Source organism: Streptomyces sp. NPDC030991 (assembly GCF_055571235.1).
Genome location: NZ_JBVIFR010000002.1, coordinates 296,025 through 313,033, shown reverse-complemented (window position 1 = coordinate 313,033; position 17,009 = coordinate 296,025). Strand labels below are relative to the sequence as shown.

The following is a 17,009-nucleotide window of genomic DNA, read 5'->3' as shown; positions in this document are numbered from 1 at the left end:
CGCGACCAGCCACGACGGTGGCGCACCCGACGTGCGACCTCTCAGGGGCGCGAGAAGGCCCGGGCCGCGCTGGGTGGGCTCAGCCGGCCGCTAGCGCCGCTACCAGGACCGGAGTGACCTGCTCGACCTGCCACCGCCGGGCCCCGTAGGAGGCGAGCGCCGCCGCGACGGACTCCGGGTCGACCGAAGCCGGAGGCTCCCAGCAGACCCGCCGCACGGTGTCGGGCGTGATCAGGTTCTCCTGCGGCATGTTCAACGACTCGGCCAGCGTCGACACAGCGGCCCGCGCCGCGGAGAGCCGCGCCGCCGCGGCCGGGTCCTTGTCCGCCCAGGCCCGGGGCGGCGGCGGCCCGGCCACCTGCTGCCCCGGCTGCGGCAGCTCGGCCTCGGGCAGCGCCTTGACCCGGTCCACGGCGGCCTGCCACTGCTCCAGCTGACGCCGGCCCATGCGGTGGCCGAAACCGGGCAGTGCGGCCAGCGCGTGCACGTTGGCCGGCAGGGCGAGCGCCGCCTCGACGATCGCCGCGTCACCCAGCACCTTGCCCGGCGACACGTCACGCCGCTGGGCGATCCGGTCCCGGGCCGTCCACAGTTCACGGACGACGGCCATCTGCCGGCGCCGCCGCACCTTGTGCATACCGGACGTCCGGCGCCAGGGGTCCTTGCGCGGCGGCGCGGGCGGCGCCGCCGCGATCGCCTCGAACTCCTGGCGGGCCCAGTCGAGCTTGCCCTGCCGGTCGAGCTCCTTCTCCAGGGCGTCCCGCAGATCGACGAGCAGCTCCACGTCGAGGGCCGCGTAGCGCAGCCAGGGCTCGGGCAGCGGCCGTGTCGACCAGTCGACCGCCGAGTGGCCCTTCTCCAGGACGAAGCCCAGCACGCTCTCGACCATCGCGCCGAGGCCCACGCGCGGGAAGCCGGCGAGCCGCCCGGCCAGTTCGGTGTCGAAGAGCTCCGACGGCACCATGCCTATTTCGCGCAGGCAGGGCAGGTCCTGAGTGGCGGCGTGCAGCACCCACTCGGCGTCCTCGATGGCCGCGCCGAAGCCGGACAGGTCCGGGCAGGCGACGGGGTCGATGAGCGCACTGCCCGCGCCTTCGCGGCGCAACTGCACGAGATAGGCGCGCTGTCCGTAGCGGTAACCGGAGGCTCGCTCGGCGTCGACGGCGACAGGTCCGGTGCCCGCGGCGAAGGCCGCGACCACCTGGGCGAGCGCGGCCTCGTCGGCGATCACCGGCGGAATGCCCTCGCGCGGTTCGAGCAGGGGGATCGGCGCCGTCTCGACGTCGTCCGGAGGGGCGCCTCCGGTGGTGCGCAGTGAACTGTCTGCTGCGGTCTCTTGGGCGTCGGTCACCTGTCAAGGGTATCTGTGAACGGACGGCGCCCGTCGACGGAACGTTCCGTCGACGGGCGCCGAAGATGCGTAAACCGGAAAGATCCGGCCAGGTTGCGACAGGTCGGTTCAGTGGATGATTCCGGTGCGCAGGGCGACCGCCACCATCCCGGCCCGGTCACCCGTGCCGAGCTTGCGTGCGATCCGGGCGAGGTGGCTCTTGACGGTCAGTGCGGAGAGGCCCATCGAGACGCCGATGGCCTTGTTCGACTGTCCCTCGGCGACGAGGCGGAGCACCTCGACCTCGCGTCCGGACAGTTCGCGGTAGCCACCCGGGTGGCTCGGGGCACCCGGGGGGCGGCGGTGCATACGGGCGGCCGCGGAACCGATCGGGGCGGCGCCGGGGCGGGTGGGGAGTCCTACGTTCGTACGGGTGCCGGTGACGACATAGCCCTTGACGCCGCCCGCGAGGGCGTTGCGCACGGCACCGATGTCGTCGGCGGCGGAGAGGGCGAGCCCGTTGGGCCAGCCCGCGGCTCGGGTTTCGGAGAGGAGCGTCAGGCCGGATCCGTCGGGGAGGTGGACGTCGGCGACGCAGATGTCACGGGGGTTGCCGATGCGGGGACGAGCCTCCGCGACGGACGAGGCCTCGATCACGTCGCGCACACCGAGCGCCCACAGATGGCGGGTGACGGTGGAGCGGACGCGGGGGTCGGCCACGACCACCATGGCGGTCGGCTTGTTCGGGCGGTAGGCGACCAGGCTTGAGGGCTGCTCGAGGAGAACGGACACCAGGCCTCCTGGGGTGCGGGACGGAGCCGGCTCGGGGGGTGAAGCCGGGACGAACCGTGCTTTCAAGGTCACTGAGGTCTTCGGCAGTAAACCCGCCCGCCTTTAGAGAAAGATCACGATTTGGTGAGTAACAATCCGCGCAATTCAGACACAGTATCGATCATCCGAAGATCAAACCGAATCGAAACGAGTAACGGCCGCGTCGGACAATCGCCGACGCGGCCGAAAACAGCCCCTCTATAGAGGACTGATGAGGACTGATGAAGGAGTCAGATCAGGAAGGGCGGGGCCCCCGGCGCTGCGGCAGCGTCACCACCGCACCGTCCGAGCCGTGCGGGCCGCTCGGGCCGTGCGCACCCACCACCGGCGGCAGGCCCGCGATCTGGCACAGCAGCTCGCACCACGCGGCGAGATGCGCGGCCATGTCCGGCACCCCGCCCCGCCCCTCGCGCGGCGTCCAGGACGCGCGAATCTCGATCTGTGAGGCCGGTGGCCGGTCACCGATCCCGCCGAAGTAGTGCGAACTGGCGCGGGTGACCGTGCCGGACGGCTCCCCGTACCCGAGGCCGCGCGCCGCCAGCGCGCCCGTCAGCCACGACCAGCAGACATCGGGGAGCAGCGGATCGGCGGCCATCTCGGCCTCCAGCTCCGCGCGCACCAGCGTCACCAGACGGAACGTGCCGTGCCACGCCTCGTGCCCGGCCGGATCGTGCAGCAGTACGAGGCGCCCGTCGGCCAGCGCCTCGGCGTCATCGGCGTCGGCGGCGTCCGCGGCGTCGACGACCGTGGCCTCCAGCGCGTAGGAGAAGGGAGCCAGGCGCTGCGGCGGGCGCGTGGGGTCGATCTCGATCTCCGGGCGCAGCCGCGCGGACCGCAGGGCGTCGACCGCCGTGCGAAAGGGCAGGGGGGTGGACGGAGCCGTGTCGTCCTCTTGTGCAGCGTTCATGTCCCGAGCGTTCTGCCCCTCCCGCACCGATTCACTCATCCCGTCCGAGTCGCCAGAGTCTTCCGGGCTGTCCGACCGTCGTCCCTGAGCCGCAGCCATGCCGGGAAGGTTAAGGGGAACGAGCGCCGCGCGCAGGCAAGGACACCCGGCGGCGACGCCGTTCTCCCGGCACTTCGGGGCCGTGCGAGACTTTCCGGTGTGAGTGCCAACACCGAGGCCACGGGCCAGCAGCCGTCAGCGACGCACGACGCCGTCAAGGATTCCGCCTTCCTCAAGGCGTGCAGGCGTGAGCCCGTACCCCACACGCCGGTCTGGTTCATGCGGCAGGCCGGGCGCTCGCTGCCCGAGTACCTCAAGGTGCGCGAGGGCATCCCGATGCTGGAGTCGTGCACGCGTCCCGAGCTGGTCGCCGAGATCACCATGCAGCCGGTGCGCCGCCACAAGGTCGACGCCGCGATCTACTACAGCGACATCGTCGTGCCCCTCAAGGCCATCGGCGTCGACCTCGACATCAAGCCCGGTGTCGGCCCGGTCGTCGCGAACCCGATCCGCTCGCGCGCCGACCTCGCCCAGCTGCGGGACCTGACGCCGGACGACGTCTCGTACGTCACCGAGGCCATCGGCCTGCTCACCGCCGAGCTCGGCCCGACGCCGCTCATCGGGTTCGCCGGCGCGCCGTTCACCCTCGCCAGCTACCTCGTCGAGGGCGGCCCGTCGCGCAACCACGAGAACACCAAGGCCCTCATGTACGGCGACCCGCAGTTGTGGGCCGACCTGCTGGACCGGCTCGCCGAGATCACCTCCGCCTTCCTGAAGGTGCAGATCGAGGCGGGCGCCGCCGCCGTACAGCTCTTCGACTCCTGGGTGGGCGCGCTCTCCCCGGCCGACTACCGGCGCTCCGTCATGCCCGCGTCCGCGAAGGTCTTCCAGGCCGTGGAGTCCTACGGCGTGCCCCGCATCCACTTCGGTGTCGGCACCGGTGAACTGCTCGGGCTCATGGGCGAGGCCGGCGCGGACGTCGTCGGTGTCGACTGGCGGGTGTCGCTCGACGAGGCCGCGCGCCGCGTCGGCCCCGGCAAGGCGCTCCAGGGCAACCTCGACCCGGCGGTCCTCTTCTCCACCCCCGAGGTCGTCGAGGCCAAGGCCCGCGAGGTGCTCGACGCGGCGGCGGGCCTGGAGGGCCACATCTTCAACCTCGGGCACGGCGTGCTGCCGAGCATGGACCCGGACGCGCTGAGCCGCCTCGTCGAGTACGTCCACACGCAGACCGCGCGTTAGCGCGTACACGGCCCGACAGGGACCCGGGGAGAAGGGGCGCGCGCGGTCAGCCGGCCGAGCGGACCGCCGCCGTCGCCTTCCGCGCCGCCACCAGCACCGGGTCCCACACCGGTGAGAACGGCGGCGCGTACCCCAGGTCCAGGGCGGTCATCTGCTCCACCGTCATCCCCGCGGTCAGCGCGACCGCCGCCACGTCGACCCGCTTCGCGGCCCCCTCGCGCCCCACGATCTGCACCCCGAGCAGCTTCCCTGTGCGCCGCTCGGCGAGCATCTTCACCGTCATGGAGGCGGCCCCCGGGTAGTAACCCGCCCGGCTCGTCGACTCGATGGTCACCGCCACGAAGCGCAGCCCGGCCCGGAGCGCGTCCTTCTCGCGCAGCCCCGTGCGCGCGATCTCCAGATCGCACACCTTGCTCACGGCCGTCCCGACGACGCCGGGGAAGGTCGCGTACCCACCGCCCACGTTCGCCCCGATGACCTGCCCGTGCTTGTTCGCGTGCGTGCCGAGCGCGATGTGCCGCTCGCTCCCCGACACCAGGTCGAGGACCTCGACGCAGTCGCCGCCGGCCCAGATGTTCTCGTGGCCGCGCACCCGCATCGCCAGGTCCGTGAGCAGGCCGCCGTGTTCACCCAGCGGCAGCCCGGCGTCCCGGGCGAGCGTCGTCTCCGGCCGCACGCCGAGCCCCAGCACCACGACGTCCGCCGGGTAGGTGTCGTCCTGGGTCGCGACGGCCCGCACCCGCCCGTCGTCCGTGGTGAGGATCTTCGTCACCTCGGCGTCGTCGACCAGCGTGATGCCCATGCCCGACATCGCCTCGTGCACCAGGCGCCCCATGTCCGGGTCGAGCGTCGACATCGGCTCGGGGCCACGGTTGACGACGGTCACCTCGTACCCGCGGTGCAGCAGCGCCTCGGCCATCTCCACCCCGATGTACCCGGCGCCCACCACGACGGCCCGGCGCCCCTTCGTCGCCCGCAGGGTGTCGAGCAGCGCCTGGCCGTCGCCGAGCGTCTGCACGCCGTGCACCCCGGCCGCGTCCATCCCGGGCAGATCGGGCCGCGTCGGCCGGGCCCCGGTCGCGATCACGAGCTTGTCGTACGCGACCCAGGACTCGTCCCCGCTGTCGAGCGCGCGGGCCCGCACCCGCTGCCCCTCGACATCGAGCGTCACGACCTCGGTGCGCGTCCGCAGGTCGATGGAGTGCGCCCGGTGCTCCTCGGGCGTCCGTGCGATCAGCTCGTCGCGCCCGCCGACCTGCCCGCCCACCCAGTACGGGATGCCGCACGCCGAGTACGAGGTGAAGTCCCCGCGCTCGAAGGCGACGATCTCCAACTCGTCGGGGCCGCGGAGCCGCCTGGCCCCCGACGCGGCGGACATGCCCGCCGCGTCGCCGCCGATGACCACGAGCCGTTCACGCGCAGAGTTGTCAGTGCTCATGCGCCCACGCTACGTCGGCCGCACCGCGCGGTCCCGCTCGTCCGGCCCGGGCTCCGGGTGCGCGGGCAGCGGCCCCGGCGCCGTCGCCGCCGGCGCGCTCCCGCCGCGCCGCGGCAGCCGGGGACGTACGAACCGCAGCCACACGAACGCCAGCAGCCCCGCCAACGCCGCGAACGGCAGCACGGCCGCGAGCACCAACACCACCCACCTCAGCACGGTCACGAACGCGGCCCAGCCGCCCGACAGCGCGTCGAGGAAGCCCGGATCGTCGTCGTCGCCGCCGCCCGCCGTCCTCACGGGGCCCTCGGACAGTTTCAGGGTGATCGTCGCGAGCGTCGTCCGGTCCTTCAGCGACGCCTGCCGCGCGAGCAACGACTCCAGCTCCGACTGACGGCCGCTCAACTCCCCTTCCAGGGTGACCACATCGCTCAGCTTCGTGGCCCGGTCCATCAGTTCACGCACCCGGGCCACGCTCGCCCGCTGCGACGCGATCCGGCTGTCCACGTCGACGACCTGGTCGGTGACGTCCTCGGCCCTCACCTTGCGCTCCACCAGGCGCCCGGCGCCCGACAGCCGGCCGAGCACGTCCTCGTACGCGTCCTGCGGCACCCGCAGCGTGACGCGCGAGCGTTCGCGGCCGTGCCCGTCCCGGTCCGTCGTCTCGTCGCCGACGATGCCGCCCGCGTCCTCGGCGACCGTGCGCGCCGCGGAGAGCGCGTCCGGCACGTCCTTGACGCGGACGGAGAGGGTGGCCGTGCGGATGATGTGGACACCGCTGAGCTCCGGCGGTTTCCCGGCGCTGGGCGCCTTGCCGCTGTCGGCGGCCCCGCCCGCTCCCTGCGGGGCCTTGCCGTCCGCGGCGCTCTTGTCCTGCGAGCCGTCGCCGCTGTTCGCGCCGGAGCAGCCCGCGAGCGCGAGCACCGCGGTGAGCGACAGCGCGGCCAGCATGCGCGCGGGCCGTGAACGCGGACGCGTACGGGGCGTGGAGATCATCTGCATCGTCGTGCTCCCAGGGGACGTGACGGTCGTCTGACTCCTCCTTCGACGCGGGACTGGGCCGTCCGGTGGTTGCCGGGCGGTCCCGAAGCGGTCACGGTCGGGACTCGTCGGGGACGGCGCCCCTGTTCTGAGAGAGTGGGGGCATGCGCGAAACGGACACAGGTACGGGAACGGCACGGGACCGGAAAGTCCTCGTCATCGGCGGCGGTATCGCGGGCCTCGCGGCAGCGCACCGGCTGCTCGACGACCCCTTCGGGGACGGCCGGATCGAGGTGACCGTCCTGGAGGCGTCCGACCGGCTCGGCGGCAAACTGCGCACGGGCGAGATCGCCGGGGCCCGCGTCGACCTCGGCGCCGAGTCGATGCTGGCGCGCCGCCCCGAGGCGGTGGGCCTGGCCCGCGAGGTCGGCCTGGCGGACCGTCTCCAGCCGCCGACCACCGCGACCGCCTCGCTCTGGACCCGCTCCACCCTGCACCCCATGCCCAAGGGCCACGTGATGGGCGTTCCCGCCACCGCCGACGCGCTCGCCGGGGTCCTCTCCGACGAGGGGCTGCGGCGCATCGCGCAGGACGCCGACCTGCCGCCCACCGAGATCGGCGACGACATCGCCGTCGGCGAGTACGTCGCGGCGCGCCTCGGCCGCGAGGTCGTCGACCGGCTCGTCGAACCGCTCCTCGGCGGCGTCTACGCGGGCGACGCCTACCGGATCTCGATGCGCAGCGCCGTACCCCACCTGTTCGAGGAGGCCCGCCGCCACCCGTCGCTGACGGCGGCGGTCCGCGCGATCCAGGCCCGCACCGCCCAGGCCCAGCAGGTGGGCCCGGTGTTCATGGGCATCGAGGGCGGCGTCGGCACCCTGCCCGGCGCCGTGGCCGACGCGGTGCGCGCCAAGGGCGGCACGATCCTGACCGGCGAGCGGGCCAGCACCCTGCGCGCGCGCGGCAACGCCGAACCGCGGCTTCGCCGCCCGGCGCGCCCGGCCTCCCCTCACTCCCACACCACGCCCGCGCCCGAACCCGTCTGGCGCGTGGTCACCGAACAGGGCCGCAGCTACACCGCCGACCAGGTCGTCATCGCCCTGCCCGCGCCCGCGGCGGCGAGCCTGCTGCGCACCGCGTCCCCCATGGCCTCCCAGGAACTGCGCGGCATCGACTACGCCTCGATGGCCCTGACGACGATGGCGTTCCGCAGGAGCGAGACCCGCCTCCCCGAGGGCAGCGGCTTCCTGGTCCCGCCCGTCGACGGCCACACCATCAAGGCCGCCACGTTCGCCTCCCACAAGTGGGGCTGGATCGGCGAGGAGAACCCGGACCTCCTCGTCGTCCGCACCTCGGTCGGCCGCTACGGCGACGAGAAGGACCTCGACCGCGACGACGCCGACCTCCTCGAAGCCTCCCGCCACGACCTGCGCGCGGCCACCGGCCTGACGGCCGCCCCGGTCGCGGCCCACGTCACGCGCTGGCAGGACGGCCTGCCCCAGTACCCCGTCGGCCACACCGCGCGCGTGGCCCGGATCCGCGAGCACCTCACGCACCTCCCCGGCCTGACCGTGTGCGGAGCCGCGTACGACGGCGTGGGCATCCCCGCGTGCATCGCCGGCGCGTACGCCGCCGCCGACGAACTGCGCGGCGACGCGCACGCCCGCGAGGACCTGAAGGCGAACCCGGTGCAGAGCCTGCACGGCGGCGCAGGAGAATGAGGACATGAGCGACGACACCCCTACCACCGACCCGGCACGGATCCCGAACAAGGGCAAGCTGGCCAAGGACCTCAACGAGGTCATCCGCTACACCCTCTGGTCGGTCTTCAGGCTGAAGGACGTGCTCCCCGAGGGCACCGAGCGCACCGGCCTCGCGGAAGAGGTCCAGGAGCTGTTCGACCAGCTGGCCGCCAAGGACGTGACCGTTCGCGGCACCTACGACGTGTCCGGTCTGCGCGCCGACGCCGACCTCATGATCTGGTGGCACGCCGAGACCGCCGACGAGCTGCAGGAGGCGTACAACCTCTTCCGACGCACGAAGCTGGGCCGCGCCCTCGAACCGGTGTGGTCGAACATGGCGCTGCACCGCCCCGCCGAGTTCAACCGCTCGCACATCCCGGCGTTCCTCGCCGACGAGACGCCGCGCGACTACGTCTCGGTCTACCCGTTCGTGCGCTCCTACGACTGGTACCTGCTGCCCGACGACGAGCGCCGCAAGATGCTCGCCGACCACGGCAAGATGGCCCGCGGCTACCCGGACGTACGCGCCAACACGGTCGCCTCGTTCTCCCTCGGCGACTACGAGTGGATCCTCGCCTTCGAGGCCGACGAGCTGTACCGCATCGTCGACCTGATGCGCCTCCTACGCGCCTCCGAGGCCCGCCGGCACGTGCGCGAGGAGGTCCCGTTCTACACGGGCCGCCGCAAGAGCGTGGCCGAACTCGTGGCGGGCCTCGCCTAGTTCCGAGGCCCGAGGAGCGGGCGCCGTCTCCACGGGGGCGTCCCGAGGCCCGCTCCTCTCCCGCCGGAGGGGCTATGTGCCGAGCGGCGTCGGTTCCGGGTGCGGTGCGCACGCCGCGGCGTTCGGCTCCGGCACCTCACCGGTCAGCACATAGGCGTCGAGGTGGCCGTTCACGCACGCGTTGGCGCCCCCGGCGACGCCGTGCGTGCCGGCCCCGTACTCCGTCACGAGCACCGACCCGGCGAGCCGCCTGTTCAGCTCCTGCGCGCCCCGGTACGGCGTCGCCGCGTCCCGTTCGGCGGCCAGGATCAGCGTGGGCGGCAGCGCGCCCGGCGCGGTCCGCACGTCGACCGGCCGCTGCCGCGGCGCGGGCCAGTACGCGCAGGGCAGGTTCATCCAGGTGTTGCCCCACGTCTCGAACGGGGCGATGCGCGCGAGCCGGGTGGCGTCGCGGTCCCAGGTGCGGAAGTCCGTCGGCCAGGGTGCGTCGTTGCACTCGACGGCCGTGTAGACCGCGCTGCTGTTCTCCCCCTCGGCGGCGGCCCGCCGGTTCGGTGCCGCCTGGTTGATCAGCGGCTTCGGATCGCCCTTCAGATACGCCGAGAGGGCCATGGCCCGCAGCGGCCAGTAGTCGTCGAAGTACCCGGCCTGGAGGAACGCGGACTGGAGCTGCCCGGGGCCGACCTTGCCACCGGCCGGTTTCCGCGCCAGCTCCGCCCGCACCCGCTCGTAGGACGTCTGCACCTCCTCGGGCGTCCCGCCCAGGCGGTACGTGGCGTCGTGCTTGGCGACCCACGCCCGGAAGTCGGCCCAGCGGCGCTCGAACGCGGCCGACTGCTCCAGGTTGTCGGCGTACCAGACGCGGCTCGGGTCCGGGTCGACGGCCGAGTCGAAGACCATGCGCCGCACGTGCGAGGGGAACAGGTGCGCGTACACCGCCCCGATGTACGTCCCGTACGACGCGCCCATGAAGGTCAGCTTCTTCTCGCCGAGCGCGGCCCGCAGCACGTCGAGATCGCGGGCGTTGTTCAGGGTCGTGTAGTGCCGCAGGCCCGGGTTCCGCTCCGCGCAGCCGCGCGCGTACGCCTTCGCCTGCGCGATCCGCTCCTCCTTGTACGCGTCCGAGGGGTGCGTCGGCGCCTGGGTGGGACCCTTCGCGAGCCGTGCGGGGTCCTTGCAGGACAGCGGCGCCGACCGGCCGACGCCGCGCGGGGCGTACCCCACGAGGTCGTACGCGGCGGCGATGCGCTTCCACTCGGGCACCATGCCGACCAGCGGGAAGTACATGCCGTTGCCGCCGGGCCCGCCGGGGTTGAAGACGAACGCGCCCTGCCGGGCGGCCTTCTGCCCGCCGTGCTTGCCGGACGCCTTGACCCGGCTGACGGTCAGTTCGATCTGCTTGCCGCGCGGACGGGCGTAGTCCAGCGGCACGGAGACGGTGCCGCAGGTGACAGGGGCCGGCAGGTCCTCGGCCGCGGGGCAGGCGGTGAAGCGGATGCCGGTGGCGGCGGCGCGCCGCGCGGCGACGGCGGTGCCCACGGTCTCCGGCGAGGCGGGCCCGGCGGGCTCGGCGCTCGCGCCGCCCGCGGGGGCGGCCCCGAGCACGGACAGGATCAGCGAGCACACGGCGGCGTAGCGGGCGGATGCAGCTCTCATTGCGCGGACGCATCCCTTTCGTCGAGTCCGTGAACCGTTGCGGCTCGCGGTCAAAAGGGATACTTGGGGCGGTGATCGCCGATGTAAAGCACCCGCCCGCCGTGGCGGACCAACGATCAGGGCACGATGCCCGGGCGCTGTTCCCCGCTCACCCGCCGGCGGCGCTCCGGCCGCCGGCGAAAGCGGCCCGCAGCCTCGGGTCCTCCACCGCGCGCACCCCGCGCACGGCCACCGCGAGCAGGCTGCCCGTGCCCGGCGGCAGCGCGGCGAGCAGGCGCTGCCCCGCGGGCGCGGCCCAGCGCGTGTACGGGTGGATCTCGATACGGGCCAGGGCGAGGCAGCCCAGCGTGAGCAGCAGCGGCAGCGCGAACCAGAGGGCCACCGGCAGCTCCTGCTCGGCCGGCTGACCCGGCGTCAGCACGGCGACCGTGCCCAGCGCCACCACGGCGACCGCCGCCGCCCGCACCTGCCGCACCGCGCCCGCCATGGTCGACCTGGCCGAGTCCGGCACCGCGAGCCCGTCCGCGACCAGCCGCTCGGCCAGGGCGCGTACGGCGTCGCCCGAGGCCGTGGCCGTCCGCAGCGGGGCGATCGGCGACTGGCCCTCGGGCCCGATCGCGCCGATCACGGCACGTTCCAGGTCGTCCCCGCCCACGGGGTCGACGACCGTCGCCCAGCCGGTGTGCGCGAGCAGCAGGCGGCTGCTCCGGGCCATCGACACGAGCGTCACGTCGGCGACCCGGGCCGGGCCGCCGGCCAGGAACGCCGTCTCGTACAGCGACAGCGCGTGCGGCGGGCGCGCGGAGTCCGCGGCGCGCTCGGCGTCGGCGGCGCGCACGGCCGCGAGGCAGAGCCGCCCGCAGGAGACGCCCGCGAAGGTGCAGGCGAGAACGAGGAACAGGACCCAGAACATGTCGTGTTTCTACGGCAGATGTTCGGGAACGCGCTACGGCTCGTTCAGTATGCGGACACAGCGTTATCCGTCCGTGACGTTCCGTTCTCTACGTTCTGGGGCGGGAGGCCGCGGGCGGCAGGGTCAGGGTGGGCGTCGGCGTGACCGGTGTCGCCGACCCCGGGGACCTGGTCGGCCCCGGCGGGGCGGGGGAGCGGGTCACGGGCGGCGGGCTCGCCGTCGCCGCGTTCTGCGCGAGCGCGTCGAAGTCGACGAGACCGGTCGCCTCCAGGACCTTGATGTGGTCGAGGACGGTGGTGTTGGCGTCGTCCGCGAGCTCCCGCACGAGCGAGTTGCGGGTCGAGGCGCGCACCTGGGCCACCAGCGCGAACACCTGGCCGTGTGCGCGGCGCAGGACGTTGGCGAACTTCCGCTCGTACTCCTCGCCCTTCGCCGCCGTCAACGTCCGCAGCCAGCCCTGCTGTTGGGGGTTGGGCTGGTTCGGCAGCTCCAGGTTCAGCCGGGCCGCGACCTCGCGCACCCGGGCGTCCAGGAACGTGTGCCCCGCGACGAGGTGCTCGCCCGCCGTCTCCACGGCCTTGCTCGGCGCCCGCTCCTCGGCCTGCTGCCCCGCGGGCAGCTCCCACAGACCGGCCAGCCGGACCTTCGTGATGAAGACGCGGTCGGTGGCCGAGAGCGGACCGAATCTGGACGGCACGCTCTGCGTGTTGAGCGTGTCCAGGCCGGTCCCCGAGCGGTCGGCGTACGACCAGATCGGAAAGACGAGGGCGGCGAGCGTCGCCACGAGCCCCGTGACGACGAGCGCGGTGCCGTTGACGCGGATGCCGCCGGACGACGCGGTGATGGAGTCGGTGAACGATTCGGTGGACGAGCGCAGTCGCATGGTGCCTCCTGGTGCGGCACCGCACGCTAGTGCGCCCCGGGTACGGGGTGCCGGGCATCAGCGGGGACTACGACAACCACCGTACGGAGCGCGGGGGTTGTGCGGGCCGCGCGCCCCGCACGGTGGCGGAGCGGGGTATTCGCGAGGAGGGGCGCCCGCACTCCGTCACGCCCGGCGCAGCGCGAGGCGGGCCGCCCGCAGGGCCCGGGTCACCGGCCGGCCGGTCAGCGGCGCGGGCCCCGACCGCTCCAGCCACCAGTCCGTCAACCGCCGTCGCGCGGACGGGTCCTGGACGCGCTGCTCGATCAGCTGGTCCTCGGCGAAGTCGAGCGCGTCACGCCGGTAACCCGCGGTCATGGGCCGCCGCTGGGCGTACGCGAGGAACGCGGTGCGATACCCGGAGGCGCCCAGGATCACCGGCAGTTCGGGCGCCACCTTCGCCACGACATCGGCCCGCTTGCCCGCCAGGGCCCGGCTCTGCACGGCGAGCCGCGCACGGTCGAACCCCTCCGGCGCGGGGGTGCCCGCGACGAGCGAGGAGAGCAGGGCGGCCTGGGCGAGCGCGAGCCGTTCCCGTACCGGCTCCTCGACCAGCGCACTGATCACAGGCGTGGCGGACGTCGCACCGGGACCGGCCGGCTCGGGGGAGCGCGCAGGTGCGGCGGCGGCGACGGTCTCGCGGATCGTCGCCACCTCCCGCTCCAGCTCCCGCTCGTCGTCGGGGAAGTTCTCGTCCCGCTCCAGCAGGACGCCCGGCGGCGCCACCCGCGAGGCCAGGTCGGCGAGGATGTCGAGGACGGGCCGCGGCACCGGGTGGGCGTGGCTGTCGTGCCAGACACCGTCCCGCTCGAAGCCGCCCGCGACATGCACGTACGCGATGGCCTCGACCGGCAGCTCGTCCAGCGCCGCGGCCGGGTCCTCGCCGCGGTTCACGTGATTGGTGTGCAGGTTCGCCACGTCGATCAGCAGCCGGACGCCGGTGCGCTCCACGAGCTCGTACAGGAACTGCCCCTCGGACAGCTCCTCGCCGGGCCAGCCGAACAGCGCCGCGATGTTCTCCACGGCCAGCGGTACGGGCAGCGCGTCCTGCGCGATCCGCACGTTCTCGCAGAGCACGTCGAGCGCGTCCCGGGTGCGCGGCACCGGCAGCAGGTGCCCGGCCTCAAGGAGCGGCGACGCCGTGCGCTCGCCGCCCGCCCTGACGAACGCGATGTGCTCGGTGACCAGCGGTGAGCCCAGCGCCTCGGCGCGCGCGGCCAGCTCCGCGAGCCGGTGCTCGTCCGGCCGTTCCGCCCCGCCGAGGCCGAGCGAGACACCGTGCGGCACGACGGTGACGCCGCGCTCGCGCAGCCGCAGCAGGGAGTCGGGCAGATGCCCGGGGCAGAGGTTCTCGGCGACGGCCTCCACCCAGTCGATGCCGGGCATGGCCTCGACGATGCCGGCGATCTCGGGCCGCCAGCCGATCCCGGTGCCCAGCTGTGCAAGTCGCTGCATGGCCGTCCCCCTCCTGCGCCGCGCCAGTGCGCTGCGGCGTGCTGTTGTCTTCGCCCCGCCGAGCACCGGCGAACCCAGGAGAGGGGACCTTCAGAGCTACATTTGAGGTTCGCCGCCCGGCCGATGGCAGCGTGCGGCCGAGGCCCGGCCCCCGTCAGGGGTCCACGGACAGCTACGGGAAGAGCGGCCGCCGCCGGCGGCTGAGCCGGCATCGGCGGCGGCCAGTGAGCACGGGCGTACGCGTCTCCCCGGCGCGGTTCACGTGCTCACCGCCCTCACCCCTCCGAGACGTGCGGGAGTTCGCCCTGGAGGCGGGGAGGGCAAGAGGCCGGGACGAGCGTCGGCGAGAACGACCCGGCCGCATTCGGCGCGCTGTGCGCGGTGCGATCCCGGGGTCTCGGGGGATGGAGCGTGGTGGGCTCCGCGAGCTGCCGGAGCGGTTGCGCCCGGGGACGAAAGCCCTCGGACTGTCCGATGCTAGGCCGCCGGGCGCCCGGTCGCCAGAGCCCGGACCCGGTCTCTTTCCCACCGCACGCCGCTCCCGCGAACGCCAGGTGGAGACGTGGCCGCGGGGGCGTCAGGGGCTGTGGCGGGTCGCCCCGGCCGCCCGGCACTCTCCGAACACCTCGAACTGTGCCCGGCCGCCCGGCACGCTCCCCGAACGCCCGTCGCCGGATCGCCGGACCACAGGACCGCCAGACCGCCGGACCGGCGCCCGCGGCGCAGTGGCTCACGCCCGGCCGAGCTCCGACAGGAGGCCGCCGTCGCGCGCCCCCTCCGCCACCACCGTGCACGATCCCGGCGCGATCTCCGTGAACCCGGCGTCCCGGACGACCGGCAGCCCGGCCCGGGTCAGCGGCTCCCAGCGGGGCCGGTCCGCCACCCGTACCGAGAGCGGGAAGCCCGCCTCGCGCCACTCCTTGCGCTGCGTGTCGGACAGCTCCCACCAGGCCAGCTGAGCCCCGTGGCCGGCCTGCGCCATGGCCTTGCCCGCCGTCATGCCGAGGTCCGGGTTGAGCCACAGCACCGGGGCGGCCGGGTCGGGGGCGGACGGCGGCTCGGGGTCGTCGAGGTCCGTGCCGGAGACCTGGAGCTTCGCCAGGTCCTTGGGCCAGCCGTCGAGCGGGACCGGCGGGAAGACCCGTACCTCGGCGCCGCCGCGACCGGTGACCGTGATGCCGTCGAGGCCCTCCGCGCGGCGCCACTCCGCGCCCCGCGCCCGCCGCACCACCTTGCGGATCCGGGCGTCCTGCCAGTCCCGCACGGCGGCCGCCCACTCCCCGTCGCCGAGCGCACGCTCGTCGGAGAGGATCACCAGCACCGCGCGCGCCGCCGTCTCCAGGGCGTCCGTGCGGGCCGGCGGTGCGGCGCGCTCGATGCGCACCACGAGCGGCAGCACGAACTGCGGTGCCTCGTCGCGGGCCGTGCGCTCGTCGCGGAACGGACTGTCGGAGGACCCGGGCGCAGCGGGCCGGGGCAGGGCGGAGTCGTCGCTGGTCACGCCCTCCAGTCTGCCAGCAGCCCGGCACACCCCCTGCCCCGTGCGCCGCGCGCGTACGGGACCGGCATGCTGCTCTGCGCGCTGCTCGCCCTGATCGCACCGGGCTCCCCGGCGCGCGCGGCGGTGACGGCCCTGATCACGGGCTCCCAGGAGGGCCGGATCCCGGTCCCGCTGCTCCCGCTCGCCGGGGCGGCGGTCCTGGCGGCGGCCTGCGCGACGGCGGCCTGCGCCCTCTCGTCCCGCCGCTGACGACGGGCCCGGCCCTGTCCGGCACCGGGTCGAGGCCCGACGGACTTCAGCCGGAACAAGCCGTGCGCTGGGCCTCCTGCCACTCGCACACCGGGCACAGCGTCACGCCCCTGGTCGACTCCGGGTACTCGGTGGGCGCCCGGCACAGCACGCACTCGGCGACCGCCCCGGCCTCGCCGTCCTGGTTGTTCTCCATGGCTCCAAGCGTACGGTCACGCCTTCCGCACCGCCCCGACCAGCTCGGAGACCCGTACGAACCGGTAGCCCCTCGCGCGCAGCGCCGGCACCACGGCCCGCACCGCGCGCTCCGTCGCCGGCGCCGCGCTGCGGGTGCAGTGCATGACGACGACCGAACCCGGGCGTACCCCGTCGAGCACCTGCCGCGCCACCGCGTCCGGGTCCGTCGCGAACGCGTCGCCGCTCACCACGTCCCACTGCACGGCCGTGACGCCGGCGGGGGAGAGGGCCCGCAGCGCCCGCCGGTCGTAACAGCCGCCCGGGAAACGGAAGTACGGGACGACATGCCTGACGCCCGCCTCCCGGAACGCGGTGAAGGCCCGGTCGACGTCCGCACGCATCCGCCCGGCCGGCACGGTGGGCAGGCCGTAGCAGTCGTCGGTGAAGGCGTAGTGGCTGTACGAGTGGTTGGCGACCTCGAAGAGCGGGTCGCCGCCGATGGCCCTGGCCTGCGCCGGGTACTGCTCGGCCCAGCGCCCCGTCATGAAGACGGTGGCCGGCACGCGCAGCGCGCGCAGGGCGGCGATGAGCCGCGGGTTGTCGAAGTGCTCGCCGGAGGCGGCGCGCGCGCCCTGGTCCGCGGTCATGTCGGCGTCGAAGGTGAGCGCGACCGTGCGCTCCCGCGGCCGCGCGGCGCGCCTGAAGACGGGGGTGAGGCCCGCGGGGCCCGGGGCGAGCGTCGGCGGCCCGGTCGGCGCCACGGCCGCGGGGCTCGCGGCGGGCCGGGACGCCCGCCCCGGGTGCGGGGGCTCGGCACCGCCGGAACAGGCGGCGCCGCCGAGGGCGAGAGCGCCGAGGGCGCAGGTCAGTGCGGTACGGCGGAGAGTGCTGATCACGCGGCGACGATAACT

Annotated in this window: 16 protein-coding genes; 4 read left to right on the top strand and 12 right to left on the bottom strand. The window is 74.2% G+C overall.

The features are described 5' to 3' along the window. Positions 1 to 79 precede the first annotated feature (79 nt). The 3 genes from ACZ45E_RS04970 to ACZ45E_RS04960 all read right to left on the bottom strand — a co-directional run bounded on the left by ACZ45E_RS04970 (position 80) and on the right by ACZ45E_RS04960 (position 3,167). Positions 80 to 1,351, bottom strand: coding sequence for a ribonuclease D (locus tag ACZ45E_RS04970; RefSeq protein WP_468216630.1), 1,272 nt, complete (start codon positions 1,349 to 1,351; stop codon positions 80 to 82). A gap of 108 nt (positions 1,352 to 1,459) precedes the next feature. After that, entirely contained in the window at positions 1,460 to 2,122 is a 663-nt protein-coding gene (locus ACZ45E_RS04965; protein ID WP_353945341.1) for a response regulator transcription factor, read from the bottom strand. Positions 2,123 to 2,396: 274 nt separating this feature from the next. Further along, the gene (locus tag ACZ45E_RS04960) at positions 2,397 to 3,167 is read right to left on the bottom strand and encodes a DUF3000 domain-containing protein (protein WP_468216626.1); all 771 of its coding nucleotides are present in this window, start codon (positions 3,165 to 3,167) and stop codon (positions 2,397 to 2,399) included. Between the two features lie 99 nt (positions 3,168 to 3,266). Here ACZ45E_RS04960 and hemE point away from each other — a divergent pair, with 99 nt between their 5' ends. Then, positions 3,267 to 4,346: a uroporphyrinogen decarboxylase gene (gene hemE, locus ACZ45E_RS04955; protein ID WP_468216624.1), complete on the top strand. Its 1,080-nt coding sequence runs from the start codon at positions 3,267 to 3,269 to the stop codon at positions 4,344 to 4,346. Positions 4,347 to 4,392: 46 nt separating this feature from the next. Here the strand turns inward: hemE and ACZ45E_RS04950 are convergent, their stop codons facing one another. Continuing rightward, entirely contained in the window at positions 4,393 to 5,784 is a 1,392-nt protein-coding gene (locus ACZ45E_RS04950) for an FAD-dependent oxidoreductase (RefSeq protein WP_468216622.1), read from the bottom strand. Positions 5,785 to 5,793: 9 nt separating this feature from the next. Then, a complete protein-coding gene (locus ACZ45E_RS04945) occupies positions 5,794 to 6,783 on the bottom strand; it encodes a DUF4349 domain-containing protein (RefSeq protein ID WP_468216621.1) in 990 nt (329 codons plus the stop codon). A 143-nt stretch (positions 6,784 to 6,926) separates the two neighbouring features. Between ACZ45E_RS04945 and hemG the strand changes: the two genes are divergently transcribed. Next, a complete protein-coding gene (gene hemG / locus ACZ45E_RS04940) occupies positions 6,927 to 8,483 on the top strand; it encodes a protoporphyrinogen oxidase (protein WP_468216619.1) in 1,557 nt (518 codons plus the stop codon). A gap of 4 nt (positions 8,484 to 8,487) precedes the next feature. Continuing rightward, positions 8,488 to 9,225, top strand: a complete 738-nt coding sequence (hemQ, locus tag ACZ45E_RS04935; protein WP_468216616.1) for a hydrogen peroxide-dependent heme synthase — start codon at positions 8,488 to 8,490, stop codon at positions 9,223 to 9,225. A gap of 72 nt (positions 9,226 to 9,297) precedes the next feature. Here the strand turns inward: hemQ and ACZ45E_RS04930 are convergent, their stop codons facing one another. From ACZ45E_RS04930 to ACZ45E_RS04910, 5 genes are all read right to left on the bottom strand, one after another. After that, positions 9,298 to 10,881: an alpha/beta hydrolase gene (locus ACZ45E_RS04930; protein WP_468216614.1), complete on the bottom strand. Its 1,584-nt coding sequence runs from the start codon at positions 10,879 to 10,881 to the stop codon at positions 9,298 to 9,300. Positions 10,882 to 11,029: 148 nt separating this feature from the next. Further along, positions 11,030 to 11,794: a TIGR04222 domain-containing membrane protein gene (locus tag ACZ45E_RS04925; protein ID WP_468216611.1), complete on the bottom strand. Its 765-nt coding sequence runs from the start codon at positions 11,792 to 11,794 to the stop codon at positions 11,030 to 11,032. Positions 11,795 to 11,882: 88 nt separating this feature from the next. Beyond that, positions 11,883 to 12,677, bottom strand: a complete 795-nt coding sequence (locus ACZ45E_RS04920; RefSeq protein WP_468216608.1) for a DUF4142 domain-containing protein — start codon at positions 12,675 to 12,677, stop codon at positions 11,883 to 11,885. Positions 12,678 to 12,842: 165 nt separating this feature from the next. Beyond that, on the bottom strand, positions 12,843 to 14,171 hold the full coding sequence (locus tag ACZ45E_RS04915; RefSeq protein WP_468216605.1) for an MbnB/TglH/ChrH family RiPP precursor modification enzyme: 1,329 nt from the start codon (positions 14,169 to 14,171) through the stop codon (positions 12,843 to 12,845). Positions 14,172 to 14,901: 730 nt separating this feature from the next. After that, positions 14,902 to 15,672 (bottom strand): peptidyl-tRNA hydrolase, encoded by a 771-nt coding sequence (locus ACZ45E_RS04910; protein ID WP_468216602.1) that lies wholly within the window; start codon positions 15,670 to 15,672, stop codon positions 14,902 to 14,904. Between the two features lie 66 nt (positions 15,673 to 15,738). On the opposite strand from ACZ45E_RS04910, the gene ACZ45E_RS04905 reads away from it, so the two are divergent. After that, positions 15,739 to 15,921 carry a hypothetical protein gene (locus ACZ45E_RS04905; RefSeq protein ID WP_468216600.1) on the top strand — a complete coding sequence of 61 codons (183 nt, stop codon included), beginning with the start codon at positions 15,739 to 15,741 and terminating at the stop codon, positions 15,919 to 15,921. Positions 15,922 to 15,967: 46 nt separating this feature from the next. On the opposite strand, the gene ACZ45E_RS04900 is transcribed toward ACZ45E_RS04905, so the two are convergent. Both ACZ45E_RS04900 and ACZ45E_RS04895 read right to left on the bottom strand, forming a co-directional pair. Further along, positions 15,968 to 16,117, bottom strand: coding sequence for a hypothetical protein (locus ACZ45E_RS04900; RefSeq protein WP_468216597.1), 150 nt, complete (start codon positions 16,115 to 16,117; stop codon positions 15,968 to 15,970). A gap of 16 nt (positions 16,118 to 16,133) precedes the next feature. Continuing rightward, entirely contained in the window at positions 16,134 to 16,994 is an 861-nt protein-coding gene (locus ACZ45E_RS04895; RefSeq protein WP_468216596.1) for a polysaccharide deacetylase family protein, read from the bottom strand. Between the last annotated feature and the right edge of the window lie 15 nt (positions 16,995 to 17,009).

What these genes read in the sequence shown, in the direction of transcription:
- hemG (WP_468216619.1), top strand. Translation starts at nt 6,927, where the DNA reads ATGCGCGAAACGGACACAGGTACGGGAACGGCACGGGACCGGAAAGTC.
- ACZ45E_RS04905 (WP_468216600.1), top strand. Translation starts at nt 15,739, where the DNA reads ATGCTGCTCTGCGCGCTGCTCGCCCTGATCGCACCGGGCTCCCCGGCG.
- ACZ45E_RS04930 (WP_468216614.1), bottom strand. Translation starts at nt 10,881, where the DNA reads ATGAGAGCTGCATCCGCCCGCTACGCCGCCGTGTGCTCGCTGATCCTG.
- ACZ45E_RS04945 (WP_468216621.1), bottom strand. Translation starts at nt 6,783, where the DNA reads ATGCAGATGATCTCCACGCCCCGTACGCGTCCGCGTTCACGGCCCGCG.
- ACZ45E_RS04925 (WP_468216611.1), bottom strand. Translation starts at nt 11,794, where the DNA reads ATGTTCTGGGTCCTGTTCCTCGTTCTCGCCTGCACCTTCGCGGGCGTC.
- ACZ45E_RS04950 (WP_468216622.1), bottom strand. Translation starts at nt 5,784, where the DNA reads ATGAGCACTGACAACTCTGCGCGTGAACGGCTCGTGGTCATCGGCGGC.
- ACZ45E_RS04920 (WP_468216608.1), bottom strand. Translation starts at nt 12,677, where the DNA reads ATGCGACTGCGCTCGTCCACCGAATCGTTCACCGACTCCATCACCGCG.
- ACZ45E_RS04960 (WP_468216626.1), bottom strand. Translation starts at nt 3,167, where the DNA reads ATGGCTGCGGCTCAGGGACGACGGTCGGACAGCCCGGAAGACTCTGGC.
- ACZ45E_RS04915 (WP_468216605.1), bottom strand. Translation starts at nt 14,171, where the DNA reads ATGCAGCGACTTGCACAGCTGGGCACCGGGATCGGCTGGCGGCCCGAG.
- ACZ45E_RS04900 (WP_468216597.1), bottom strand. Translation starts at nt 16,117, where the DNA reads ATGGAGAACAACCAGGACGGCGAGGCCGGGGCGGTCGCCGAGTGCGTG.
- hemQ (WP_468216616.1), top strand. Translation starts at nt 8,488, where the DNA reads ATGAGCGACGACACCCCTACCACCGACCCGGCACGGATCCCGAACAAG.